The organism is Massilia genomosp. 1, from assembly GCF_011682185.1.
GTDB lineage: Bacteria > Pseudomonadota > Gammaproteobacteria > Burkholderiales > Burkholderiaceae_D > Telluria_A > Telluria_A rubra.
Genome location: NZ_WHJF01000062.1, coordinates 19,457 through 41,779 on the forward strand (window position 1 = coordinate 19,457; position 22,323 = coordinate 41,779).

The 22,323-nt window shown below is 63.6% G+C and carries 27 protein-coding genes; 17 read left to right on the plus strand and 10 right to left on the minus strand.

From position 1 onward, the window contains the following. Positions 1 to 33 precede the first annotated feature (33 nt). On the minus strand, positions 34 to 672 hold the full coding sequence (locus F1735_RS21190) for an SAM-dependent methyltransferase (RefSeq protein WP_167238793.1): 639 nt from the start codon (positions 670 to 672) through the stop codon (positions 34 to 36). Between the two features lie 124 nt (positions 673 to 796). Between F1735_RS21190 and F1735_RS21195 the strand changes: the two genes are divergently transcribed. From F1735_RS21195 to F1735_RS21205, 3 genes are all read left to right on the plus strand, one after another. Continuing rightward, the gene (locus F1735_RS21195) at positions 797 to 1,390 is read left to right on the plus strand and encodes a TetR/AcrR family transcriptional regulator (RefSeq protein WP_167238794.1); all 594 of its coding nucleotides are present in this window, start codon (positions 797 to 799) and stop codon (positions 1,388 to 1,390) included. After that, on the plus strand, positions 1,383 to 2,273 hold the full coding sequence (locus F1735_RS21200; RefSeq protein ID WP_167238795.1) for an alpha/beta hydrolase family protein: 891 nt from the start codon (positions 1,383 to 1,385) through the stop codon (positions 2,271 to 2,273). Before F1735_RS21195 ends, F1735_RS21200 begins: the two co-directional genes overlap by 8 nt. 117 nt (positions 2,274 to 2,390) lie before the next feature. Then, positions 2,391 to 3,167 (plus strand): head GIN domain-containing protein, encoded by a 777-nt coding sequence (locus F1735_RS21205; protein WP_167238796.1) that lies wholly within the window; start codon positions 2,391 to 2,393, stop codon positions 3,165 to 3,167. A 3-nt stretch (positions 3,168 to 3,170) separates the two neighbouring features. Here the strand turns inward: F1735_RS21205 and F1735_RS21210 are convergent, their stop codons facing one another. The 4 genes from F1735_RS21210 to F1735_RS21225 all read right to left on the minus strand — a co-directional run bounded on the left by F1735_RS21210 (position 3,171) and on the right by F1735_RS21225 (position 6,916). Continuing rightward, entirely contained in the window at positions 3,171 to 5,450 is a 2,280-nt protein-coding gene (locus F1735_RS21210; RefSeq protein ID WP_229505886.1) for a TonB-dependent receptor, read from the minus strand. A 9-nt stretch (positions 5,451 to 5,459) separates the two neighbouring features. Next, positions 5,460 to 5,921, minus strand: coding sequence for a YcnI family copper-binding membrane protein (locus tag F1735_RS21215; RefSeq protein WP_167238797.1), 462 nt, complete (start codon positions 5,919 to 5,921; stop codon positions 5,460 to 5,462). Between the two features lie 31 nt (positions 5,922 to 5,952). Then, entirely contained in the window at positions 5,953 to 6,414 is a 462-nt protein-coding gene (locus F1735_RS21220) for a copper chaperone PCu(A)C (RefSeq protein WP_167238798.1), read from the minus strand. Between the two features lie 106 nt (positions 6,415 to 6,520). Next, positions 6,521 to 6,916, minus strand: coding sequence for a DUF2946 domain-containing protein (locus tag F1735_RS21225; protein ID WP_167238799.1), 396 nt, complete (start codon positions 6,914 to 6,916; stop codon positions 6,521 to 6,523). Between the two features lie 262 nt (positions 6,917 to 7,178). On the opposite strand from F1735_RS21225, the gene F1735_RS21230 reads away from it, so the two are divergent. Next, positions 7,179 to 7,346 carry a hypothetical protein gene (locus F1735_RS21230; RefSeq protein WP_167238800.1) on the plus strand — a complete coding sequence of 56 codons (168 nt, stop codon included), beginning with the start codon at positions 7,179 to 7,181 and terminating at the stop codon, positions 7,344 to 7,346. 152 nt (positions 7,347 to 7,498) lie between these two features. Then, on the plus strand, positions 7,499 to 7,798 hold the full coding sequence (locus tag F1735_RS21235) for a PEP-CTERM sorting domain-containing protein (protein WP_167238801.1): 300 nt from the start codon (positions 7,499 to 7,501) through the stop codon (positions 7,796 to 7,798). Positions 7,799 to 7,887: 89 nt separating this feature from the next. Here F1735_RS21235 and F1735_RS21240 read toward each other — a convergent pair whose 3' ends face one another. Further along, complete coding sequence (locus F1735_RS21240) at positions 7,888 to 8,430, minus strand: YaeQ family protein (protein ID WP_167238802.1); 543 nt, start codon at positions 8,428 to 8,430, stop codon at positions 7,888 to 7,890. 41 nt (positions 8,431 to 8,471) lie between these two features. Beyond that, the gene (gene purU, locus F1735_RS21245) at positions 8,472 to 9,341 is read right to left on the minus strand and encodes a formyltetrahydrofolate deformylase (RefSeq protein ID WP_167238803.1); all 870 of its coding nucleotides are present in this window, start codon (positions 9,339 to 9,341) and stop codon (positions 8,472 to 8,474) included. Positions 9,342 to 9,480: 139 nt separating this feature from the next. Between purU and F1735_RS21250 the strand changes: the two genes are divergently transcribed. The 11 genes from F1735_RS21250 (at position 9,481) to cydX (ending at position 18,881) form a co-directional block, all read left to right on the plus strand. Next, positions 9,481 to 10,512 carry an NADP-dependent oxidoreductase gene (locus F1735_RS21250; RefSeq protein ID WP_167238804.1) on the plus strand — a complete coding sequence of 344 codons (1,032 nt, stop codon included), beginning with the start codon at positions 9,481 to 9,483 and terminating at the stop codon, positions 10,510 to 10,512. A 220-nt stretch (positions 10,513 to 10,732) separates the two neighbouring features. Further along, positions 10,733 to 11,128: a phasin family protein gene (locus tag F1735_RS21255; RefSeq protein WP_167238805.1), complete on the plus strand. Its 396-nt coding sequence runs from the start codon at positions 10,733 to 10,735 to the stop codon at positions 11,126 to 11,128. A gap of 33 nt (positions 11,129 to 11,161) precedes the next feature. Further along, the gene (locus tag F1735_RS21260; RefSeq protein ID WP_167238806.1) at positions 11,162 to 11,716 is read left to right on the plus strand and encodes a hemerythrin domain-containing protein; all 555 of its coding nucleotides are present in this window, start codon (positions 11,162 to 11,164) and stop codon (positions 11,714 to 11,716) included. Between the two features lie 111 nt (positions 11,717 to 11,827). Further along, positions 11,828 to 12,256, plus strand: coding sequence for a KGG domain-containing protein (locus F1735_RS21265; protein WP_167238807.1), 429 nt, complete (start codon positions 11,828 to 11,830; stop codon positions 12,254 to 12,256). Between the two features lie 637 nt (positions 12,257 to 12,893). Next, positions 12,894 to 13,907, plus strand: coding sequence for an alpha/beta fold hydrolase (locus F1735_RS21270; RefSeq protein WP_167238808.1), 1,014 nt, complete (start codon positions 12,894 to 12,896; stop codon positions 13,905 to 13,907). Between the two features lie 52 nt (positions 13,908 to 13,959). Further along, entirely contained in the window at positions 13,960 to 14,748 is a 789-nt protein-coding gene (locus tag F1735_RS21275) for a nucleotidyltransferase domain-containing protein (RefSeq protein ID WP_167238809.1), read from the plus strand. A gap of 405 nt (positions 14,749 to 15,153) precedes the next feature. Next, positions 15,154 to 15,801: a GbsR/MarR family transcriptional regulator gene (locus F1735_RS21280; RefSeq protein ID WP_167238810.1), complete on the plus strand. Its 648-nt coding sequence runs from the start codon at positions 15,154 to 15,156 to the stop codon at positions 15,799 to 15,801. 1 nt (position 15,802) lies between these two features. Next, positions 15,803 to 16,009, plus strand: coding sequence for a cytochrome oxidase putative small subunit CydP (cydP, locus tag F1735_RS21285; protein WP_167238811.1), 207 nt, complete (start codon positions 15,803 to 15,805; stop codon positions 16,007 to 16,009). Further along, the gene (locus F1735_RS21290; RefSeq protein ID WP_167238812.1) at positions 16,006 to 17,574 is read left to right on the plus strand and encodes a cytochrome ubiquinol oxidase subunit I; all 1,569 of its coding nucleotides are present in this window, start codon (positions 16,006 to 16,008) and stop codon (positions 17,572 to 17,574) included. Before cydP ends, F1735_RS21290 begins: the two co-directional genes overlap by 4 nt. Continuing rightward, a complete protein-coding gene (gene cydB / locus F1735_RS21295) occupies positions 17,571 to 18,713 on the plus strand; it encodes a cytochrome d ubiquinol oxidase subunit II (RefSeq protein WP_167238813.1) in 1,143 nt (380 codons plus the stop codon). Before F1735_RS21290 ends, cydB begins: the two co-directional genes overlap by 4 nt. 9 nt (positions 18,714 to 18,722) lie before the next feature. Continuing rightward, the gene (gene cydX / locus F1735_RS21300) at positions 18,723 to 18,881 is read left to right on the plus strand and encodes a cytochrome bd-I oxidase subunit CydX (RefSeq protein ID WP_167238814.1); all 159 of its coding nucleotides are present in this window, start codon (positions 18,723 to 18,725) and stop codon (positions 18,879 to 18,881) included. A gap of 75 nt (positions 18,882 to 18,956) precedes the next feature. On the opposite strand, the gene F1735_RS21305 is transcribed toward cydX, so the two are convergent. Next, on the minus strand, positions 18,957 to 19,565 hold the full coding sequence (locus F1735_RS21305; RefSeq protein ID WP_167238815.1) for a hypothetical protein: 609 nt from the start codon (positions 19,563 to 19,565) through the stop codon (positions 18,957 to 18,959). 165 nt (positions 19,566 to 19,730) lie between these two features. Beyond that, complete coding sequence (locus tag F1735_RS21310; RefSeq protein ID WP_167238816.1) at positions 19,731 to 20,372, minus strand: hypothetical protein; 642 nt, start codon at positions 20,370 to 20,372, stop codon at positions 19,731 to 19,733. 116 nt (positions 20,373 to 20,488) lie between these two features. On the opposite strand from F1735_RS21310, the gene F1735_RS21315 reads away from it, so the two are divergent. Continuing rightward, positions 20,489 to 20,995: a YgjP-like metallopeptidase domain-containing protein gene (locus tag F1735_RS21315; protein WP_167238817.1), complete on the plus strand. Its 507-nt coding sequence runs from the start codon at positions 20,489 to 20,491 to the stop codon at positions 20,993 to 20,995. Positions 20,996 to 21,011: 16 nt separating this feature from the next. Here F1735_RS21315 and F1735_RS38280 read toward each other — a convergent pair whose 3' ends face one another. Then, positions 21,012 to 22,175, minus strand: a complete 1,164-nt coding sequence (locus tag F1735_RS38280; protein ID WP_373888561.1) for a family 43 glycosylhydrolase — start codon at positions 22,173 to 22,175, stop codon at positions 21,012 to 21,014. Positions 22,176 to 22,323 lie beyond the last annotated feature (148 nt).

A 22,323-nucleotide genomic window follows, 5' to 3' on the forward strand; every position in this document is an offset into this window, starting at 1 on the left:
CGGGTTGAGCATGCTTTCCCGAGCCAGCCGCGCTCAACGGAACTTGTAGCGCTCGCCCGTCTTCAAATCGAGCGCGAACTTGACGCCATTCTCGGTCACCGGCACTTCATCGGGCGGCTCATCGCCGGCCAGCGCGCCTTCCACGAACGCCAAGCCTTCACCCTTGCGCACCAGTTCATCGGCGCGCTCATAGACATTGCGGCAACCGGTTTCGGCGATCAGGGTCTGCACGATCGGCACCTTCCACGCGTCCACGCCGGCCGCCTGGAATTCGCAGATCAGATAACCGTCTTTGCCGCCGTACTGCTCCACCAGCAAACCCGGCAAAAGATCCGCCTCGGCGTTGACCAGCTTGACCACCTGGTCCGGGCGCGCCTTTTTCGCCGCCGCCGCGCTTTTCGCCAGCGCCGCTTTGACACGCCGCTTGATCAGCGCATGGTCGACCGGCTCGCCTTCGTCGAAGGTCCACACCCGCGCCCGGATCTGCGACTTGGAATTGTAGGCGGCGCGCGCCAGGAATTTGGTCGACGACGACTGTACGATGGCGGTGCCGCCGGCCTTCATTTTTTCGTTCGGCTTGCCGTCGACTTTCTCGATGGCGGAGGCGTAAATCCAGGGCTCGCCGGCGAGCAGGCTCTTTTCCTTGCCCTGTTTGATGGTGATGATCAGCATGTGGTTCCAGTGAAAATGCATTGCAATGCCACATGATACCGCCTGCCGGCCCATTTAGCGCCCCTCCTCTACCCCCGAGAAATATGTGTTGCGCCTGGACCGATCGGTCTATAGGATCGGCTGCATGAAAACAAGCGATGCCAAACAGCGCCTCATCGGCGCCATGATCGACGCCCTGCAACGGCGCGGCCTGCACGGCAGCGGCCTGACCGAACTGCTGGCCGCCGCCGACGCGCCCAAAGGCGTGCTCTACCATCATTTCCCGGGCGGCAAGACCGAACTGGCGGTGGCCGCCATCGAAGTCACGATTGCGCGCCTGTGCGACAGCATGGAAGCGAGCATGGCCGCCAGCGGCGATCCGGGCGCGGCGCTGATGACCTGGATTAACGGCGCCCAGAAGCGGCTCGACGCCAGCCACTACGAACGCGGCTGCCCGCTGGCCACCATCGCGCTGGAAACCACCGCCGACGACGTGGCGATCCGCGCGGCGCTGGCCAGGGGTTTCGTGGCGGTGCGCGAGCGCATCGCCACGGGCCTGGTCAACGCCGGTTACGAAGCGGCCAGCGCCCACGCCTCGGCGGCCCTGCTGCTGGCCGCCTACGAAGGTGGCCTGCTGCAAGCGCGCGTGGCCGGCACGCCGGAACCGATGGCGCTGGTCAGCGCCGCCCTGCTCACCTACTTGAAACTGCAGCGCCCCAAGGAGCCCGATCATGAGTAAGCCTGTCGAAGCCGAATCGCTGACCCTGACCACCGCCGACGGCTACCCGATCGCGGCGTTGCGCTACCCGGCCGCCGGGGCCACGCGCGCTCACCTGGTGGTGGCCGGCGCCACCGGCGTGCCGCAGGGCTTTTACCGGCGCTTCGCGCAATACGCCAGCAGTTGCGGCTACAACGTGATGACGCTCGATTATCGCGGCATCGGCCTGTCCAAACCGGCCTCGCTCAAGGGCTTTCGCATGGATTACCTGGACTGGGGCCGCCAGGACCTGGCCGCCGCCGTCGACGCCATGAGCGCGCCCGGACTGCCCTTGTATATGGTGGGCCACTCCTACGGCGGCCACGCCTTTGGCCTCTTGCCCAACCACGACAAGGTGGACGGCCTGTACACCTTCGCCACCGGCGCCGGCTGGCATGGCTGGATGCCGCCGGCCGAGCGCCTGCGCGTGCTGCTGATGTGGCGCGTGGCCGGCCCGGTCATCGTGCGCATCAAGGGCTACCTGGCCTGGAACTGGATGGGCATGGGCGAAGACCTGCCGATCGATGTGTACCGCCAGTGGAAACGCTGGTGTACCTTTCCGCGCTATTTTTTCCAGGACCCGCAGATGGCCCACATCGCCGCCGCGTACGCGAGCGTGCGCAGTCTGATCATGGCCTGCAACGCGCTCGACGACCTGTGGGCGCGCCCGCCCTCGCGCAACGCCTTCATGTCGGCTTACCGCAACGCCGGCTGGCAATCGACCGACATCGATCCGCGCCAGGCCGGCCTGGGGCCGATCGGCCACATGGGCTACTTCAAGGCCCACTGCACGCCGCTGTGGGAAGGGGCGCTCGGCTGGCTGGAACAGCACGGACGGATTGGCCCGGCCGCTCCATCGCGCTAAATTGCAGCCTGTCCGGCGCGCGCCGCAGTCTGTCGCAAACGGCGCGCCGCGCGCCGCCGGCTTGCCTATTATGCTGATCAGGAACACCGTCCGATCATCCATATAGAGGAAGCCGCCATGAGCCCAGCACCGACAGCCCGTTTCGCCCTGCGCCACCTTGCCTTGGCCGCCGTTCTCGCCTGCGCGCTGCCCGCCAGCCAGGCGGCCGGCGCTTGGTTCGGGGGCGAAAAGGTCCAGGGCAGCACCATCATCAAACGCCAGGCGCGCGCGCTGGGCCACTTCACCGGCGTGGGCGTGAGCCTGCCGGCGAAGGTGGAAGTGCGCATCGGCGACACCGAAGGCGTCACCATCGAAGCCGACGACAACCTGCTGCCGCTGATCGAAGCGGTGATCGAAGACGGCACGCTGCAGCTGCGCCCCAATAAACGCAACCTCAATCTGCAGTCGCGCAACATCAAGATCGTGGTGCAGGCCAAAAAAGTCGATCACCTGTCGATCGGCGGCGCCGGCAGCATCGATGCCGACGCCCTGCGCGGCGACAAGATCACCATCAACGTCGGCGGATCGGGCAGCATCGTCATCAAGGGCATCGAAGCGGACAACGCCGTCATCGCCGTCGGTGGCAGCGGCAGCCTGTCGAGCGGCCCCGGAACGCTGAACAAGGCGTCGATTTCAATCGGCGGCTCGGGCGACGTCGACCTGGGCAAGGTCAAGGCGCGCGACGCAAAAATCAGCGTGGCCGGCTCCGGCGAGGCGACCGTGTGGGCCAGCGTCAGCCTGAGTGCCTCGATTGCCGGCTCGGGCGGCGTCAAATACTATGGCGACCCGACAGTGAGCAAGTCGGTGGCCGGTTCCGGCACCACGCGCCGCATCGGCGATGCGCCGCCGCGCTGACCCTTACAGGTCGAAGCGCAGTTCCGCCACCGCCGTGCGCTGGGTGTACGGGTGGAAGGCCCAGTAGCGCGCATTGTTCACGTTGTCGATCCCGAGCGCCGCGCTCCACTGCTTGTTGATCTTGTAGCGCACCCGCAGGTCGGCCACCAGATAGTCGGATACGCCCATGTAGGTGGCACCGTTCGGATCGGTGTTATCGAGCGTGCCGTATTGCTTGCCGCTGTAGCGCACGCCCACGCTGCCGACCCAGTCCCGACCCAGGTGGTAAGTGGTCAGCAGGTTGGCGCGCCACTGCGGCACGCGCGGCTGGCGTTTGCCGACACTGGCCGCAAAGCCGCGGTTTTGCGCGATGGTCGAATCGGCGTAGGTCAGGCTGCTGTTGATGGTCAGGCCGTGTACCAGCACGTCGTCGCCCTGCCATGCCATTTCCAGCCCGTTGGTACGGATCTTGTCGACGTTTTGCACCGTGTTTACCAGGTTGGTCAGCGCTTGCGAGTACAAGGCGTCGCGCGTGGTTTCGTGGAACAGGGTGGCGCGCAGCGAGGTGTCGCTGGTCACCCGTTCGGCGCTCAGCTCGCCCGTCCAGGAGCGCTCGGCGCGCAGGTTCGGATCGCGATTGACGATCTGCTGGTCGACGATCGATCCCTGGAACAGTTCCGCTGCGGTCGGATTGCGCACCGCGCGCCCGGCCGAGGCCTTGAACGCCCACTCGTCCGTGGCCTGCCAGGCCAGCGCCGCTTTCGGCGACCAGCTCGTTTCCGTGCGCTCGCCGAACGGCAGCGGCGCCACCGAGGCGGCGTTCGACATTTCGCCGCCGTACGCGCTCCAGCGCTCCGCGCGCATGCCGAGCGTGGTCTTCCACTGCGGCGCGAAGCGCCAGGTGTCCTGCGCGTACAGGCTTTGCAGGCGCGTGTTGCCATTGAAGGTGGAGACGGTGGCGCCGTCGCCCGCGCCGATCCAGTCGCTGCTTGAAAACACGCGCGTGCGCAGGGCCGCGCTGTCGCTCTGCACGCCCATGTCGACAACGTGGGCCGGCGTCGGGCGCCAGATGCCCTTGAGCGCCAGGGTGGTCCAGCCGCTGCCGCCCATGTCGGTCACGTTGCCGCGCCCGGACTGGCCGATGCCGGCGACCGGCACCACGGGCGTACGCACCATATCCCTGGCGTAGTCGTATCTGCTGGCCGCCACTTCCCAGTCCCACACACCCTTGCTGTGCTGCTTGAGCGAGAAGCCGTGCATCAGGTGTTCGAGCTTGCCGATGGTGGGCGCCAGGTCGGACGCCTTGAGCTCATAGCGCTTGCCGCCCATGTTGATGAAACCGTTGGCGTCGCCACGATAGACCGGCGCGCCATTCGCGTCGCGCAGGTAGGTGTCGGCGGCGCGGTGGGCGTCGTTGCCCCACCATCCCAGCGTGTAGCTGGCGCGCAGCACCGGCGATACATCGTAGGCAAGCTTGATCTTGGCGTGGTCCTGCACCGTGTGCGACTGGCCGCTGGCGCCGATGATCAGCCAATCCTTGTTGGCCGGATTCTTGTCCGGCACGGCGCCGGTGACCGGCAGCCCGCCCGCGCTGATTACGCCGCTTGACGTAAGCTTGTTGGCGAACGCGATCGGCTGGCCGCGGCTGTCGAGACGCGACAGATCGACCCACCACGACCACGCGCCCTGGCGGTTGCCGACCGAGGCGCTGCCCTGCCCTCCGCCGTAGCGGTCGTCGGTAGCGTACTGGCGATAGCGCTGGCTGAAGGCGGACAGCTTCGCGTGTACTTCCAGGCGGGTCGGCATGCGGGTCTGGAAGTCGACCACGGCGCCGGCCGAATTACCCGGATAGGCGGCCGAAAACGGCCCGTACAGCACATCGACGCGCTCGATTTCCTCGGGCGAGACCATGCCCCAGCGCGGGGTGAAGGTGGCGCCGTTGCCGAGCAGGTTAGAGAGCAGGATGCCGTCGGCGTACACCAGCGAACGCGCGCTGTTGCCGGTGCCGGACGCGCGGCTGGCCAGCACCGCATGGTCGTAGTCGCCGATGTAGCGCTTGCGCACATTCAGGCTGGGGAAGTATTTGAGCGCGTCTTCGCTGTCGGTGGCGTTGATGCGCTGTTCCACCTGGGCGCCGCTGATACTCTCGATCGTGGTCGGAATCTGGGTCGGCAAGGAGCTGGGACGGCCGCCGTTGACGGTCACCACCGGCAGCTTGTCGGGGGTGTGCGTCGCCTGCGCCGCGGTGGAGGTACAGGCGAGCAGGATCCCCAGCGCCGGCGCGCTGGTCATAAACGTTTTCATGGCAAGCCCTTAGTGGTGCGGTGCGCCGGCGACGGCGGGGGTAATCTCGATAAACGGTGCGGGCGAGGCCAGCTTGGTGCCGCTGGCGTCGGGAACCGCGTCCCAGTCCATGCGGCCCTGGTCGCACAGCTGCGTGACCTTGAAGTAGTGCTTGCCGACGCTGGCGGGCAGCTTGACCTGCATGACGAATTCGTCGTAATGCGCATCGGGCAGCGGGCCGCCTTTCCAGGTGACCTGGTTGGCCGTGCCGCTCAAGGCCCAGCCGGTTTTGGGCATCGGCTTGGCGCCATCGAAGCCGTCGGGCAGGGTCACGACGAGCGTATGGGTCGGGCTGCCCTTGCAACCGTGGCCGACACGGAAAGTCAGTTTTTGGTAAGCGCCGGCGTTGGCGCTGGTTTGTTCGAGCGTCACGTGGGCGTGCGCGAGCGGCGCGGCCAGGACTGCGCAGGCCAAGAGAATGCGAATGTTCATGATGGGGTCCAGGTTGGGTAAAGTATCAAGTTCAGTGGCCGGCGTGCGCACCGGCTTGGCTGACAAAGTTCAGCGGCTTGACGGGAACCTGGATGGTCATCGATTCACGTTTCTTGTTCGGGTATTCGACGGTCAACGTCAGCGGCACGGCGTCGCCCGCCTTGAGCTGGCGTTTCAGGTCGATCAGCATGAAGTGGTAGCCGCCCGAGGCCAGCTTGACCGCTTTGCCGGCGGGCAGGTCGATGCCGTCGACCTGCTCCATTTTCATCTGGTCGCCCTTCATGTCCATCTTGTGCATTTCGACGGCGCCGGCCAGCGGCGAGCTGGCGGCGACGAGGCGCGCATCCTTGGCCGACAGCAGTTGCATGAAGGCGCCGCTGGTTTTCTGGACCGGCACGGTGGCGCGTGCCCACGGGGCGTCGACTTGAATCTGGGCGAAGGCGGACGAGGCGAGCGCGCACAAGGCGATCAGCGCATAAAAATTCTTTTTCATGATGGTTCTCTGTAATAGGTCTTGAAACGCGATTCTGGAGACGCGGGCCTGCCGGGCAGGCGCGCGAGGTCGCGAGGGTGCGGCGCGCGCGGCGCCGCAAGCACTATCAGGGAACGGAAGGCGGGCCGCGCGGCGGGGCGGCGGTGAGCGCGAGCAGCGGCTGCGGCGCGCGGTAGAACAGGAACGGGCGCAGCTCATGACCGCCGAGGATGGCCATGCCCGTGATCTGGTTCGGCATCAGCGAGTAACTGCCGGCGTGCGGAAGGCAGTAGCCGCAGTCCTGCATCATGCCCGCTTCGGAGTGCTTGAGCTGGTCGGCGACGAAGCTGATGGCTTCGACGGCGGGGGCGGCGCGCATGCCGGCATCGGTGAAGCAGATATCGGCGCCGGGAGAATCGGCGCGAACGGCCGCCAGCGCATGCGAAACCGACGGCGCGAGCACGTTCATCAGGATCGCGAGACACGCGATCCAGATTTGCAGGCGCCACTTTGTCGACTTCATATTCATGGGGTGAATTATATCGCAGCGATGCTGCGTTCGGGGCGATACCTCCAGCGCCAAAAGGACTAGGTGCCACGCGGCATTTGGCGTTTTGATGATAAAGCAAAAGTTACAAAAAGATAATTTTGCATTGGCGCTTGACGTACTATTTGAAGACGCCCAGTCCGGGACGCCCTGTCCGGGACGCCCAGTCCGGGACGCCCTGTCGGGGACGCCCTGTCCGGGACGCCCGGTCCGGCACGCCCGCTCCGAAGGAATGACCATGCCCTTGTCCGCCCGGCATATCGCCATCACAGCCGCCAATGTCGCCGCCTTGTTCGCTTCGCAGTGCGCATACGCGAACGTGCTCCGTATCGAAACGGCCAGCCTCACTTTCGACACCAGCTGGTCGCCGCAGGCGGAGATGCTGGTCCGGCGGCTTTGTCGGTGACCTGCGCATCGGGCGCTCGCCGGACGGATCGGGACGCCCCGGCGGCGCCGAGTCGATCGCCAACGCCTGGGCCACGGCGCAGGACGCCGCCACCGGCGGCGTATCTGGCATCGGGCAGTTACGAGGCCAGCAATTTACAGGGAGTGGGCGACATGAGCTTCGCCAGCGGCGTGCTCGATCAGGCCGGCGCGTTCGATGTCACCTTCGAGGGCTACGCGTACGGCGCGGCATCGCCGGCCATCTGGACCACGTTCGACCCCGACACGGGCCCGCGCAACCACTACGGCTTCTGGGGCGCGGTAATGGAGCTGAAGGACCCGCTGCTGCTGACGGCGTACACCGAGGCGGTGCCGGAACCGCACACGTATGCGATGACCCTGGCGGAACTGGCGCTGCTGGCAGGCATGGCACGGCGCCGCAATCGCGCCGGACAGAAGAACCGGGCAGCCTGAGCGACGGGCGTTCCCGCCTTGCGCCGGCGACAGCCGGCCTGGGGCTTGCCCACAAGGAGCGCTACGTGCGGCAGTTGCGCCACGCCGGTTTAACGCAGGGCCTTGAAATCCTCGCGCTCGATCAACACCGTGTGTACGCTGTCGGTCAGGTAGATCTGGCCATCCTGGATCGTGCATTGCAGCTGCATATTGCGCTGCGCCAGTGCTTCCAGCTGCGCGCTGGCGTCGGCCGGGATGTTAACCACGGTCAGGTTCTTGGCCCGTTCGAGTTTGTTGGCGATCTGCTTGTACCAGATATGGCTGGTCGCGCTGTAGCTGTACACGATCACGCGTTCGCTGCGGCCGCACGCTTTCATCAGGCGTTTTTCGTCGGGCTGCCCGACCTCGATCCACAGTTCGATCGCGCCGGTCAGGTCTTTTTGCCACAGGTCCGGTTCGTCGGTATCGAACAGGCCCTTGGTGAAGGTCAGCGATTCGCTCGCGTGGATCGCAAACGCGAGCAGGCGGATCATCATCCGCTCGTCGGTTTCGGAAGGATGCCGCGCCAGCGTCAGGATGTGCTCCTGGTAGTAATTGCGGTCCATGTCCGCAATCTGCAGCTCTGCCTTGTAAATTGTCGCTTTAAGTGCCATTGATACGCCTGCCTTTAACTTCTGTGTTTAACTTCTTCAATTTATTTGAACACGACAGTCTTGTCGCCATTTTGCAAAATGCGGTGCTCCACAAACCATTTCACCGCGCGCGCCAGCACCACGCATTCGACGTCGCGCCCGATCGCGCTGAGGGTGTCGGCATCCATCGCGTGATCGACCCGCTCGACATCCTGCTCGATGATCGGTCCTTCATCGAGGTCGCCGGTCACGAAGTGCGCGGTCGCGCCGATCAGCTTCACGCCGCGGTGGTGCGCCTGTGCATACGGTTTGGCGCCTTTAAAACTCGGCAAGAACGAATGGTGGATATTGATCGCCTTGCCGCGCATCGCCTCGCACAAGCCCGGCGACAGGATCTGCATGTAACGCGCCAGCACCACCAGGTCGATCTTGTGCGTGTGCATCAGGTCGAGCACGCGCGCTTCCTGCGCCTGCTTGGCCGCCGCATCCGCGCCGGTGGCCAGCGGCAAGTGGTGGAAAGGAATGTTGTAGCTGGCCGCCAACTGGTAAAAATCCATGTGGTTCGAGACAATGGCCGGAATTTCCACCGGCAGCAGACCGCTCTTGTAGCGAAACAGCAAGTCGTTCAGGCAATGCCCGATTTTTGAGACCATCAACATCACGCGCGGCTTGGCGCGGGCGTCGTGCAACTGGCCGTTCATGCCCATCTGCATGCACAGGGCCTCGAAATCGGCGCGCAGCACGGCGTCGCCGACCGCGCCTTCCTCCAGCGCAAAATGGACGCGCATGAAAAACAGCTTGGATTCGGCATCGCCGAACTGGGCCGAATCGATGATGTTGCAGCCATGCTCGGCGAGAAAGCCCGAAACACGGTGCACAATGCCGCGCTGGTCGAGGCAGGACAGGGTCAATATGTATTCTGGATGCGTCATGGTCTTGTGATAATTGGCGTGGGAACTGCGAACCTTGTATTGTCGCATGCGTCAGGGAAAATCGCGCCATTACAAAAAAGCACGCCCGTGCAGAATTGCGGTATAGTAGATCAATCACCACTTCACACAAGGACTCGCCATGACGACTACCGCACTGATGAACCAGCAGTTCCGCCTCGCCGCCCGCCCTGTCGGGATGCCGAAACGCAGCGACTGGGAGCAGATAAGCGAACCGGTGCGAGAGATCAACGAGGGCGAGATCATGATCAAGGTCCTGTACCTGTCGCTCGATCCGGCCATGCGCGGCTGGATGAACGAAGGCAAGTCTTACATCCGCCCGGTGGCCATCGGCGAAACCATGCGCGCCGGCGGCGTGGGCGTGATCGTGGCCTCGAAGTCGGACAAGTTCGCGGTCGGCGACACCGTCTCCGGCGGCACCGGCGTGCAGCAGTACTGGGTCGGCGCGGCCGATGACAAGTCGGGCAACTTCTACAAGATCTTCCCGGCCATGGCGCCGCTGACCACCTGGCTCAACACGCTCGGCATGCCGGGCATGACCGGCTATTTCGGTCTGATCGAATCGGGCCAGCCGAAGGCCGGCGAAACGGTAGTGGTGTCGGGCGCAGCGGGCGCGGTCGGCATGACGGTCGGCCAGGTCGCCAAGCAGCTCGGCTGCCGCGTGGTCGGCATTGCCGGCGGCAAGGAAAAATGCGACTTCGTGGTCAATGAACTGGGCTTCGACGCCTGCATCGACTACAAGAACAGCGTCGTCAAGGATGGCCTGAAAGAACATTGCCCGAACGGCGTGGACGTCTACTTCGACAACGTTGGCGGCGAGATCCTCGACACCGTGCTCACGCGCATCAACCTGCGCGCGCGCATCGTCATCTGCGGCGCCATCTCGCAGTACAACAACACCACCCCGGTCAAGGGACCGGCCAACTACCTGTCCCTGCTGGTGAACCGTGCGCGCATGGAAGGCATCGTCGTGTTCGACTACGCCGACCGCTATCACCTGGGCGTGGCCGCCATGTCCAAGTGGATGCAGGAAGGCACGTTCAAAAGCCGCGAAGACGTCGTCGACGGCCTTGAGAACTTCCCGGAAGCGCTGTTAATGCTGTTCGAAGGCAAGAACTTCGGCAAGCTCGTGCTCAAAGTCGCGGACGCGTAAGCCACGCGCCTTGCCCTGTTTCCCGCGTGATCACTGCCCTGAAGCACCGGGCCGCCCGTTCGCGGCGGCCCTTTTACTCCCTTCCCGCTTGACCTAACGCGCCTTCGCACAAAGTTCGTGGAACTTTGGCGCGCCTTGTCACGTCTATCACATGTCACCACGACGCACGTTCGCCTGAACGCGACGGCGCCCTTCCCCATGTTTTACGACAAGGAATGTCATGCCATCCTATTCAAACAGACCATCGATGCGCTCGCCGTTCGAGACGCAGGTCCATTTTCTCACCGAGCTGGCGCGCGCGGGTGTTGATGCGCTACGCAGGCTGAGCGAGCTCAATCTGCAACTCGCGCGGCAACTTAATGACGATGCCATCAACGCAACGCGCGCGCTGGTCTCGTGCAACGATCCGTTCCAGCTGGCGGCGCTCGCGGCGCGCGCGGCGGAGCCGGCCATCGACCATTTGCGCAGCTACCAGCGGCAGCGTGGCGACGTGCTGTCCGGCGCCCGGCCCGACCTGGCGCGCGGCGCCGGCGCGCCGCAGGTGCTGTCCCGCCCGGGCGCCGGCAGCGCGGCCGGGCCGGACAGCCAGCAGGCACCCCACCACCAGCCGGAGTAATGACCGGCGAACAGCCCACCACGGAGTGTACCCATGCCTACCCACGGTAAGCCAAAAAGCGGCGCGGCGATCGACGCGCTCGAATTGCTGAAAGCCGACCATGAAAAGGTCAAAAGCCTTTTTCTCGAATTTGAAACGCTGCGCGAAAGCGACGATGAGGACGAACGCAAGTTCGAACTGGTCGATGAGATCTGCTACGAACTGACCTTGCACTCGATGATCGAGGAAGAGATTTTCTATCCCATGCTGCGCTCGGTCATCGATGACGACGACCTGATGGACGAAGCCGATGTCGAGCACAGCGGCATGCGCGACCTGATCGGCCAGCTCGAAGTGATGTATCCGAACGACGACCATTTCGACGCCACCGTCACGGTGCTGGGCGAGGAAATGGCCCACCACATCGACAAGGAAGAACGGGAGATGTTCGATGTCGCGCTCGAATCGGGCATCGACCTTGACGACCTGGGCGAACGGCTGGCCGCGCGCAAGGAGGAACTGGACGAAGACCTGACAGCGCCGCCGACGCCGATCGACGCGACAGAACCGCATAACAACACGCGCCGCGCTCCGCGTCCACCCGATTAAGCGCCGCGTCGCGGCGTCGCAAGGGAACTATTGAATTGAGCACTTCTCTAACCCACAAGCCCGGTAACGCACGAGAGCGGGGTTCCGATATCTAAACACAAGGAGAACGACATGGCGACAAGCAAGGAAAGCGGAGGCAACAAGAACAGTACGTCCAGCGGCAACGCGCAAAAGAGCGGGAGCGGCAGCGGCAGCGGCAGCGGCAGCGGCAGCGGCAGCGGCAGCGGCAGCGGGCCGGCCAAGCGCGGCTTCGCGGCGATGGACCAGAACCAACAGCGCGAGATTGCCAGCAAGGGCGGCCAGGCCGCCCACCAAAAGGGCACGGCGCACGAATTCGATTCCGAAGAAGCGCGGCGAGCCGGGCAAAAAGGCGGTGAAGCGGTCAGCCGCAACCGCGAGCACATGGCCGACATCGGCCGCAAGGGTGGCGAGAGCCGGCAATCGGCGGCGCGCGCTGCCGCCGCCGGCAATGGCGCCGCCGGTGCCAAGGGAGCGCACCAGGGCAGCAAGGAAAAGCCCAAGGACAAGGCGGCGGATTGAGTTCCGGTGGCACTGCCGGCATGCGGCGTCACCGGCCCGCGCCTGCGCAAATGCGCAAATGCGCAAATGGCGTGGAGCCTGGGTAGCATCGCGTGTCGTGCCGGCGCCGTCCGCAAAGAACGCCGCTGATGGTCCGGGCAGGGCCGCCAGCGACAGTCGTGTGCTGTCGCTCCTTGACGCGCCACAGTAACGATCCGCTGTTCAACGGCAGCGCCGGCCAGATCACCGCCGGTTGATTGTGCGTGTACCTGTCAGGCGCAGCGACATGTGGTCGGCACGGCATGATGTTGAATGAGGCACCTGCATGCATATGCAGATCGGCGACAGCGCGCCGCCATCGCATGCATCGCGCAGCACCTTGGCGCACCGCCTTGGCGCACCGCCTTGGCGCACCGCCTTGGCGCACCGCCTTGGCGCACAGAATCCACCGCTGCGATCGCGTGCATATATGCACCGGTTCGCACCATCCGCGGCGCGTGCCGTGGGCACATGCCTATGGCAGGCGAGCCAACGTCAGTAAGGCGCGCTTGCAAATTAGTTCGCCCCCGCATCTCCTCAAGAAATAACAAATAATCTATTATGCAACTCTGGAAGCCGCATCCAACGGCATCCCCGTTCACATAGAAAGACATTTGCCATGCCACGTTTCGCCTTGCGTTTGTCCGTGACCGCCATTGCCGCAGTCTGCGCCGCTTCCAGCTATGCCCAGGCACCCTGCGCGGTCGATGCCGGGCTCGCGTTTTCCCACCCCAATCAACTGGTCGATATCGGCGGGCGACGCCTGAACCTGTACTGCAGCGGTTCTGGAGCGAACACGGTCATCTTCGACGCGCCGTCCGGCATGGGCGGGTGGGTCTGGCACAACGTGCAGCCGGAGGTGGCGAAGCAGACGCGCGCCTGCGTTTTCGACCGCGCCGGCATGGGCTTCAGCGACCCGTCGCCGCGCCCGAACACCTCGGCCAACGTGGCGGAAGACTTGCACGCTGCCCTGGGCAAGGCCGGCGTCGCACCGCCTTACGTCCTGGTCGGCAACTCCCTGGGCGGCGCGAACGTGCAGTTGTTCACCTACCGCTATCCCGATGAAGTCAAAGGACTGGTGCTGGTCGAAGGCCACCATGAAGATGAAATCGACCGCATCAATGTCGTCTCGAAAGGCAAGTTCAAGGAAATGATGGCGGGGAGCCTCGAGTACGCCAATGCCTGCGAGGCCCAGGCCGCACAAGGCTTCGTTCCCGGCAGCGAGCTGTTCACCAACTGCACGGGTGGCGTCCAGCCGCAATTCGGCCGTGCCCTCAATGCAGCCTACCTCGCCTCGCTCACCTCGCCAGCTTACTGGCGCGCGCGCAATGCCGAGGAAGACGCATTCGAGGTCAGCAACGCCCAGTTGCGCGCGGCGCGCAAACCGTTCGGCGACCTGCCGCTGATGGTACTGACGCGCGGTGTGTCGCCGTACGCCATTCCCGGCAAGCCGCAAAGTGAGCTGAACAAGGCAACGGAAAAGGAAAACTACGCGATCCACCAGGAGATGGCGGCGCTCTCCACGCGCAGTACGCACCGGGTGGTGCCGGGCGCCGGCCACATTATCCAGGCCGACCAGCCGCAGGCGGTGATCAAGGCGATCTCCGACGTGCTCGCGCAAATCAAGCCATAATGCCGGACCGGACAGGCAGGTCGCCTGCGCCTGCGCAACACAAGGAACCAGCATGATCCCAGACGAGGTAAGGACCGAGATAATGACGCGCCTGGCGCGCACCGAGCGCGAGGAAGGCGTACGCATTCTTCTGGCGATTGAATCGGGCAGCCGCGCCTGGGGTTTTGCGTCGCCCAACAGCGATTACGATGTGCGTTTCATTTATGCGCGCCCGGCCGACTGGTATCTGGCGGTCGATCTGGAAGAGCGGCGCGACGTGATCGAATATCCGATCGTCGACGACATCGACCTCAATGGCTGGGACCTGCGCAAGGCCCTGCGCCTGCTCTGGAAAACCAATCCGGCGATGGTGGAGTGGATCCAGTCGCCGATCACGTATATCGAGAGCGGCGGCTTTGGCGCCGGGGCGCGCGAATTGCTGCCGGCCCTGTATTCGTCCGAGCGCGGGATTTATCACTATCGCAGCATGGCCAAGACCAATTACGGCGACCATTTGCGCGCCGCGCTGGTCCCGCTCAAAAAGTACTTTTATGTACTGCGGGCGCTGCTGTCGGTGCATTGGATCGAGCGTTATGGCACGGCGGCGCCGATCGAATTCCACAAGCTGCTGCATTTGCTCGATCATCGCCCGGATTTGCTGGCGCGGATTGATGCGCTGCTGGCGCAAAAACGCGCCGCGCCCGAACTGGGCCTGTCCGAGCCGATCGCCTTGCTCAATGAGTTCATCGAACACGAGCTGGCCCGGCTGGAGTCGGTGCAACCGTTGCCGGCGCCGCGCGCCCAGCCCCTGCCCGCCTTGAACGCCCTGTTCCACGCAGTCCTGCGCGAACACCAGGAATAAATCCCGCCCTCCCCGCCGGTGTCAGGTCTGACATTCGGACACGACCTCATCCTTTATTCCGTCCGTGTCCCCGCCGGTGTCTGTCCCCGCCGGTGTCAGGTCTGACATTCGGACACGACCTCATCCTTTATAACTAGTTGCATTAAGCATCAGCCAACCGGACACACACCCGCTTGCCTGTCCAGTTCGTGTCCGAATGTCAGACCTGACACCGGGTTGCTGTTCAGTTCGTGTCCGAATGTCAGACCTGACACCGGGTTCTGACACCGGGTTGACACCGGGTTGACACCGGGTTCGACACCGGTTGCCCCGCCAAGCTTTCCAGCCCTTCCCTGCACGTAATTCGTAAACCTTCTATAATTTCAGTAATTCCTGAAAATTCAATACTTCCAAAGACCTATAGACATGACCAATCTCAGTCCACTTGCCCAGAAATTCATCCTGCACTTCGGCGAAATGGGCAGCCGCTGGGGCATCAACCGCACCGTGGGGCAGATTTACGCCTTGCTGTACGTGCTGGCCAAGCCGCTCAATGCCGACGAAATCGCCGAGCACCTGCAGTTTTCGCGCTCGAATGTGTCGATGGGCCTCAAGGAGCTGCAATCCTGGCGCCTGGTCAAGCTACTGCACCAGCCGGGCGACCGCCGCGAATACTTCGAGCCGCCCAAGGATATCTGGGACATCTTCAAGGCCCTGCTCGAGGAACGCCGCCGCCGCGAAGTCGAGCCGACCCTCTCGATGCTGCGCGACGCCCTGCTCGAAACGCCGGCCACCGACGCCGACCGCGTCGCCCAGGAGCGCATGCGCGAGATGTACAACCTGATCGAACTATCGAGCTCCTGGTTCGACGACGTGCAGCGTCTCTCGCCCGAAACCCTCACCTCGCTGATGAAAATGGGCTCCACCGTCAAGACCCTGCTCAACGTGGGCGACACCGTGCGCGGCACCTTCCGCAAGAAGCGCGCTCCCGAGCCGGCCGCCCCCGAGGCGACAACAGCCGCAGCCGCAGCCGCCGACCGCGACAGCGGCGAGAGCAACGTCAAAGGCGAATAAGATGCGCGCCCTTCTTCACCGCCTCCCGTTCGCACTGGCGATCACGCTGGTGCTGGTTTTGAAGGCCCTCATCCTGTTCATGCTCTACAAAGCCTTTTTCTCCACGCCCCAGGTTAAAAAAATGCGCATGCCGACCGCGCAGGTCGAACAGCACCTGCTCGAGACGCCCCGACCAACACCACCTGTTCCTGCCAAGGCCACGCCATGAGTCCCATCGATGATGTTGTCAGCCTGTCGCGCTTGCAGTTCGCCGCGACCGCCATGTATCACTTCCTGTTCGTTCCCCTCACCCTCGGCCTGTCATGGATCCTGGTGATCATGGAATCGGTCTACGTCATGACCGGGCGCGAAATCTACCGCGACATGACCAAGTTCTGGGGCAAGCTGTTCGGGATTAACTTCGCCATGGGCGTCACCACCGGCATCACCCTCGAATTCCAGTTCGGGACCAACTGGGCCTACTACTCGCACTACGTGGGCGATATCTTCGGCACCCCGCTGGCGATCGAGGGCATGATGGCCTTCTTCCTCGAATCGACCTTTGTCGGCCTGTTCTTCTTCGGCTGGTCGCGCTTGTCGAAAGTGCAGCACCTGGGAGTGACCTTCCTGGTGGCCCTCGGATCGAGCCTGTCGGCCCTGTGGATCCTGATCGCCAACGGCTGGATGAACAACCCGGTCGGCGCCGAATTCAATTTCGAAACCATGCGCATGGAACTGGTGAGCATCTCGGACGTCATCTTCAATCCGGTCGCCCAGGTCAAGTTCGTACACACCGTCGCCGCCGGCTATGTCACGGCCTCGATGTTCGTGCTGGGGGTGTCGGCCTTTTACCTGCTCAAGGCGCGCGATGTGCCGTTCGCCCTGCGCTCGTTCGCCATCGCGGCCGGCTTCGGCCTGGCCTCGACCCTGTCGGTGATCGTGCTGGGCGACGAATCGGGCTACACCGCCGGGGAAGTGAACAAGGTCAAGCTGGCCGCCATCGAAGCCGAATGGGAAACCGAGCCGGCGCCGGCCGGCATCACCCTCATCGGCCTGCCCAACGACGCCGGGGAGCGCACCGATTACGCGGTCAAGATTCCCTACGTGCTGGGGGTGATCGCCACCCGTTCGCTCGATACCCAGGTGACCGGCATCAAGGACCTGAAAAAGCTGCACGAGAAGCGCATCCGCAACGGCATGCTGTCGTACGCGGCCCTCACGCGCCTGAAAGGCGGCGACAAGTCGCCTGAGGCGCGCGCGGAATTCCTGCGCCTGAAGGACGACCTGGGCTACGGCCTGCTGCTCAAAAAGTACACCCCGCGCGTGATCGACGCCACCGAAGCGCAGATCAAGATGGCGGTCAACGACACGGTGCCGAAAGTGGCGCCGCTGTTCTGGTCCTTCCGCATCATGGTCGGCCTGGGAATGCTGTTCCTGTTTATCTTCAGCGCCTCGTTCTACTTCCTGATCCGCAAGCGCCTGGCGCAGCAGCGCTGGTTGCTGAAACTGGCCGTGGTCGCGATCCCGCTGCCGTGGGTGGCGGCCGAACTGGGCTGGGTGGTGGCCGAATACGGCCGCCAGCCGTGGACCATCGCCGGCATCCTGCCCACCCATTTGTCGGCGTCCACGCTGCAGGCCTCGAACCTGTATTTCAGCCTGGCCGGCTTCATCGGCTTTTACACGCTGTTGCTGGTGATCGAGATGGGTTTGATGATCAAGTACACGCGCCTGGGACCGAGCGCCCTGCATACCGGTAAATATCACTGGGAACTCGAACACAAGGAGGCCGCATGATCTTCGACTACGACACCCTCAAAGTCATCTGGTGGGGCTTTGTCGGCATTTTGCTGATCGGCTTCGCGCTGACCAACGGCTTCGACTTCGGGGTCGGCATGTGGCTGCCCTTCCTCGGCAAGGACGACATGGAACGGCGCGTCATCATCAACGTGATCGGCCCGACCTGGGAAGGCAACCAGACCTGGTTCATCGCCGCCGGCGGCTGCATGTTCGCGGCCTGGCCGCTGGTGTACGCGGCCGCCTTCTCGGGCTTTTACGTGGCGCTGATGCTGCTGCTGTTCGCGCTGTTCTTCCGCCCGGTCGGCTTCGACTACCGCAGCAAGCTGGCCGACACGCGCTGGCGCAATGCCTGGGACTGGGGCCTGTTTACCGGAGGCTTCGTGCCGCCGCTGATCTTCGGCATCGCCTTCGGCAACCTGCTGCAGGGCGTGCCCTTCCACTACGACGACACCATGCGCATGGAGTACACCGGCAGCTTCTTTGGCCTGTTCAATCCTTTCGGCCTGCTGGCCGGCGTACTGGGGGTGTCGATGCTGGCGATGCACGGCGCCACTTACCTGTACCAGAAGACCGATGACGTCATTGCCGGGCGCGCGCGCAAGGCGGCCATGGCGGCCGGTGCGCTGACCTTGCTCGCCTTCGGCGCGGCCGGCGTGTGGGTCGCAACGGGGATGGATGGTTTTCGCATCGTGTCGATGCCGCCGGTCGACAGCGCCTTCATGCCGACCGCCAAAGTGGTCGAGCGCGGCGTCGGCGCGTGGATGGATAACTACACGCGCTGGCCGCTGACGATCGCCTTCCCGGTCCTGGGCCTGCTCGGCGCTGCGCTGGCGGTGCTTCTGTGCGCGGCGCGCCGCAGCCTGCCGGCCTTCCTGGCCAGCGGCGTGTCGGTCGCCTCGATCCTGCTGACGGCCGGCGCGGCCATGTTCCCGTTTATCATGCCCTCGTCGCTCTCACCCGGCAGCGGCCTGACCGCCTGGGATGCGGTGGCCAGTCACAAGAGCCTGGGGGTGATGTTCTGGGTGATTGTGGTGATGCTCCCGATCGTGGTGGTGTACACCAGCTGGGTGTATTCGATCATGCGCGGCAAGGTCACCGCGGCGCATATCCGCGAAAACGAACACGAATCTTACTAGGAGCAGACCATGTGGTATTTTGCCTGGATATTGGGGATCGGCCTTGCCCTCTCGGCCGCCATCATCAACGTGATGTGGCTGGAGGCGAATTACGCGTTCGGCCTGCGCGACGAGGATGTCACGCGTGCCAGCTTTGAAGATGCGAACAAGGAAAATCGCCTGTTCTGACGCGGGCCGACGGCCGGCCCGATGACACGTCGCGGCGGCCATCGACCTGCGTCGATGGCCGCCGCGACGACATGCTTAAACCGGAGCCGCGGTTGCGAACATCCCGACGATGACCATCAACCACATCAAGACGCCGAATCCCATCCACACATAGTTGGCGGTGGTCAGATCGTTATTGGCTGCGCCTTCCGGATCGCCGCAAGCCTTGTTGATAAACGCCTGGGCGCTGCGCATGCTGTAGCCAATACCGCCCAGCACGGCCAGCGCGACCAAGTTGCCCAGGAACGGGCCGAGGATGCGGGTGATAAAGCCGTTCAGCACGTTGGCAACGACGAGCAGCACGACCAGCCCGGTGGCATGGCTCGAGAAATCCCAGCCCAGCGGTCGCTGCTTCGCATCCGCGTGCTGGTCCACGCGGCGGAACAAGGCGTGGATGAAGAAGAGCGCGAAAAAGGCGCGTGCCACCGGCCAGATATCGCTGTCGGTCGAGTTTTGCAGCTGGCATTGCTTCTTGTAGTTGGCCCAGTTCTTGTAGTACCAGTACACCTGGTACATCGAGAACGTCAAAATGAACATCAGCGTGAACTTGCGCTGCGAGACGACATAGAAGCTGTCATCGGAGCCGGCAGCGACTGGCGTCTTGCTCATGTCGGCTTGGGGAGGTGCGTAAAGGTTATCTGTCATATAATTCTTTCAGGAAAAGTTGCATAATTTTAACAGAACTTTTCGCCTCGTGCCTATCTGACAATGATGTTGTTGTTTTTTTGAGCAGATTGAAATCGATTGCATGTCACCCGCCTTTACCACCGCCACCTGTCGACGCGCAGCCTGCCCGGCCAGCGAGGCGCGTCAATCGACTTCCTCGGGCATGAGCAGGGCCATGAACTCCTCGAGCATGAACATGTCCACGAGCAGCACCACCCATAGCACGCATCCGAGGGCGATCCAGATATAGTTCGCCCGCGTCAATTCCTTGTTGCTCTCGCCCCGGGGATCGGCACAACTTTGGTTGATATAGCCCTGCGCCAGGCATTCGCTGTAGCAGGTGGCGAACACCAGGATAAAGATGATCGCGGTGACCAACCCGCTGTTGAGGGTTGTGTCCGGCATCCAGTTCATGACATGCGTGGCGCCGAGCAAGGAGACCAGGACCACACCGTGGGATTGATGGTTCCACACCAGTGGGCGCCCTCTGGCCGCCGCGTGAGCGGCCACCGCGCTGAACAGGGACTGGACGAAGAGCAGGGCGAACACGGCGCGCGCCACCGGCCACAGAGTGCTGCCGGGGTCGTTCGCAAGCCGGCGTTGCTGCCGGACCATGCCCCATTGCCTGTAAAACCAGTAGAATTCATACATGCCCACGGTCGCCAGGAACAGGATCGTGAACTTGCGCTGCGAGACGATATAGAAGACCTCGTCGGAACCGGTCGCCAGCGCTGGCGCCGGCTGGGTCATGTCGGCCTGGGGCGGCGCGTAGGGATTCTGGTTCATATGTTCATTTTGTAATTCTTTAAACTTTAACATATGCACTACCCACGCCGCCAATTCGCCGCCCGCCCTGTCGCTTTCATGCATGTCCCGGTGGGACGATATGGTAAAGTGCCCCCATGCAACCCCTTAAATACCTGAGCGCCTATTCCGAACAGACGCAGGCGCAAGTGACCCAGCTGATCGCGCAAAACAAGCTCGGCGACGTGCTCAAGCAGCGCTATCCCGCCGCCCACGAGGTACGCACCGACCGGGCCCTGTACGACTACGTGCAAGACCTCAAGACCGAATTCCTGCGCAACGCCGACCCGATCAACAAGGTCGTGTTCGACAGCAAACTGCACGTGATCCAGCACGCGCTCGGCCTGCACACCTTCATCTCGCGCGTACAGGGCAACAAGCTCAAGGCCAAGCACGAGATCCGCGTGGCCACCGTGTTCAAGGACGCGCCGATCGAATTTCTGCGCATGATCGCCGTGCACGAACTGGCGCACGTCAAGGAAAAGCAGCACGACAAGGCTTTCTACAAGCTGTGCTGCTACATGGAGCCGAACTACCACCAGTACGAATTCGACCTGAGGCTGTACCTGACGCAGCTCGATGTGTCGGGCCAGCGCCTCTGGTGATGTACCCGGCGCCGCCTTAACGCCGCTGCAAGGTCCACTGCTGGTTGGCCGCGTTATTGAGCGGGTACTCGATGACGGCCGCATTGTCCTGCGCGCCGCCGCCCTTGAGGTCCAGCGCCATCCCGCTCAGCTGGTTGCTCACCGTGTAAAAGCCCGGCGCCGGACTGGCAAAGCGCCACTTCTGCCCGCTGCCGGCCCAGTAATCCCACTGCGCGATGGGCGTGCCCGCCGTGATCGAGTTACCGTAGTTATCCAGGCTGCGCAAACTGCCCGCGTTGATGATGCTGTAGACGCCATCGCCCTGCCCGATCACATACCACGACTGGTGTTTCGCGCCGCTGTCGGCGCCCTGCCGCACCGTCGCGCCGTTGGCCGTGGCCGCACCGGCCACCGTCAGCACCTTGCCGCTGGCGCGCGACGCGATCGCATACGCGCCGTCGCTGATGCCGCCGCAGCCGGCAAAGCTGCTGAAATTGCGCGTCATGCTCGGCCAGCCGCCGCTGTAGCTCATCTTCAGGATGTCCAGCTTGGCGTTGCCCTTGTCGCTCAGGTCGTAGTAATGGGTCGAGACGAAATTGCAGCCATCCTGCTTGAGCACCCCCACGTGGCCCGGCCCCTTGTACTTGCCGTCGGTGTTGGGCAGGATCGTGCGCGCGCCCGAATACGGCCCCGTCACGCTGGTGGCGCGCAGCACCTCGACATAGTAGGTGCTGTCGGCCAGCTTGCAGCAGGCACCGCGGTTGACGAACAGGTAGTAATACCCGCCATTGCGCGTGATGTACGGCGCTTCGATATCCTGGTGCCCGCCGCCCAATACCGTGGTCACGCTGCCGGCCAGCTTGCCGTTGGCCTGGTTGATCTGCGCCACCCCGATCCCGCCGAAGAACGAGCCGTACGACATGTACACCTTGCCGTCATGGTCGCGCAACAGGGCCGGGTCGATCGCATTGATTTCGGCCGGGCTGCCGAACGATTCGACCACGATGCCAAGGTCGGTCCACGCCGGGTTTTTCAGCGACGCCGAACGCGCCACGCCGATCGCCGACGTCGTCGTGCCCCACAACGAGACCGAGTAATACAGGTAGTAGTAACCGTTCATGTGGATCACGTCGGGCGCCCACATCGAACCGCTAAAGCCCGCGATCTTGTTGGCGATCCAGCCCGGATAGGTGGCAAACACGGGCTTGCTCTGCGCCGACCACCCCCTGTGTCAGACTACTTGTCGGGTGTGTTTTTGAACAAAGTATGTCGTGATCTTGAGCGTTGTAGTGGGGTTTTTAGGGTTCGTTCTTGTGCTGTACTTTTGACATCGTTTCCGGGAGCGGGGG

What these genes read in the sequence shown, in the direction of transcription:
- F1735_RS21190 (WP_167238793.1), bottom strand. Translation starts at nt 672, where the DNA reads ATGCTGATCATCACCATCAAACAGGGCAAGGAAAAGAGCCTGCTCGCC.
- F1735_RS21195 (WP_167238794.1), top strand. Translation starts at nt 797, where the DNA reads ATGAAAACAAGCGATGCCAAACAGCGCCTCATCGGCGCCATGATCGAC.
- F1735_RS21200 (WP_167238795.1), top strand. Translation starts at nt 1,383, where the DNA reads ATGAGTAAGCCTGTCGAAGCCGAATCGCTGACCCTGACCACCGCCGAC.
- F1735_RS21205 (WP_167238796.1), top strand. Translation starts at nt 2,391, where the DNA reads ATGAGCCCAGCACCGACAGCCCGTTTCGCCCTGCGCCACCTTGCCTTG.
- F1735_RS21210 (WP_229505886.1), bottom strand. Translation starts at nt 5,450, where the DNA reads ATGAAAACGTTTATGACCAGCGCGCCGGCGCTGGGGATCCTGCTCGCC.
- F1735_RS21215 (WP_167238797.1), bottom strand. Translation starts at nt 5,921, where the DNA reads ATGAACATTCGCATTCTCTTGGCCTGCGCAGTCCTGGCCGCGCCGCTC.
- F1735_RS21220 (WP_167238798.1), bottom strand. Translation starts at nt 6,414, where the DNA reads ATGAAAAAGAATTTTTATGCGCTGATCGCCTTGTGCGCGCTCGCCTCG.
- F1735_RS21225 (WP_167238799.1), bottom strand. Translation starts at nt 6,916, where the DNA reads ATGAAGTCGACAAAGTGGCGCCTGCAAATCTGGATCGCGTGTCTCGCG.
- F1735_RS21230 (WP_167238800.1), top strand. Translation starts at nt 7,179, where the DNA reads ATGCCCTTGTCCGCCCGGCATATCGCCATCACAGCCGCCAATGTCGCC.
- F1735_RS21235 (WP_167238801.1), top strand. Translation starts at nt 7,499, where the DNA reads ATGAGCTTCGCCAGCGGCGTGCTCGATCAGGCCGGCGCGTTCGATGTC.
- F1735_RS21240 (WP_167238802.1), bottom strand. Translation starts at nt 8,430, where the DNA reads ATGGCACTTAAAGCGACAATTTACAAGGCAGAGCTGCAGATTGCGGAC.
- purU (WP_167238803.1), bottom strand. Translation starts at nt 9,341, where the DNA reads ATGACGCATCCAGAATACATATTGACCCTGTCCTGCCTCGACCAGCGC.
- F1735_RS21250 (WP_167238804.1), top strand. Translation starts at nt 9,481, where the DNA reads ATGACGACTACCGCACTGATGAACCAGCAGTTCCGCCTCGCCGCCCGC.
- F1735_RS21255 (WP_167238805.1), top strand. Translation starts at nt 10,733, where the DNA reads ATGCCATCCTATTCAAACAGACCATCGATGCGCTCGCCGTTCGAGACG.
- F1735_RS21260 (WP_167238806.1), top strand. Translation starts at nt 11,162, where the DNA reads ATGCCTACCCACGGTAAGCCAAAAAGCGGCGCGGCGATCGACGCGCTC.
- F1735_RS21265 (WP_167238807.1), top strand. Translation starts at nt 11,828, where the DNA reads ATGGCGACAAGCAAGGAAAGCGGAGGCAACAAGAACAGTACGTCCAGC.
- F1735_RS21270 (WP_167238808.1), top strand. Translation starts at nt 12,894, where the DNA reads ATGCCACGTTTCGCCTTGCGTTTGTCCGTGACCGCCATTGCCGCAGTC.
- F1735_RS21275 (WP_167238809.1), top strand. Translation starts at nt 13,960, where the DNA reads ATGATCCCAGACGAGGTAAGGACCGAGATAATGACGCGCCTGGCGCGC.
- F1735_RS21280 (WP_167238810.1), top strand. Translation starts at nt 15,154, where the DNA reads ATGACCAATCTCAGTCCACTTGCCCAGAAATTCATCCTGCACTTCGGC.
- cydP (WP_167238811.1), top strand. Translation starts at nt 15,803, where the DNA reads ATGCGCGCCCTTCTTCACCGCCTCCCGTTCGCACTGGCGATCACGCTG.
- F1735_RS21290 (WP_167238812.1), top strand. Translation starts at nt 16,006, where the DNA reads ATGAGTCCCATCGATGATGTTGTCAGCCTGTCGCGCTTGCAGTTCGCC.
- cydB (WP_167238813.1), top strand. Translation starts at nt 17,571, where the DNA reads ATGATCTTCGACTACGACACCCTCAAAGTCATCTGGTGGGGCTTTGTC.
- cydX (WP_167238814.1), top strand. Translation starts at nt 18,723, where the DNA reads ATGTGGTATTTTGCCTGGATATTGGGGATCGGCCTTGCCCTCTCGGCC.
- F1735_RS21305 (WP_167238815.1), bottom strand. Translation starts at nt 19,565, where the DNA reads ATGACAGATAACCTTTACGCACCTCCCCAAGCCGACATGAGCAAGACG.
- F1735_RS21310 (WP_167238816.1), bottom strand. Translation starts at nt 20,372, where the DNA reads ATGAACCAGAATCCCTACGCGCCGCCCCAGGCCGACATGACCCAGCCG.
- F1735_RS21315 (WP_167238817.1), top strand. Translation starts at nt 20,489, where the DNA reads ATGCAACCCCTTAAATACCTGAGCGCCTATTCCGAACAGACGCAGGCG.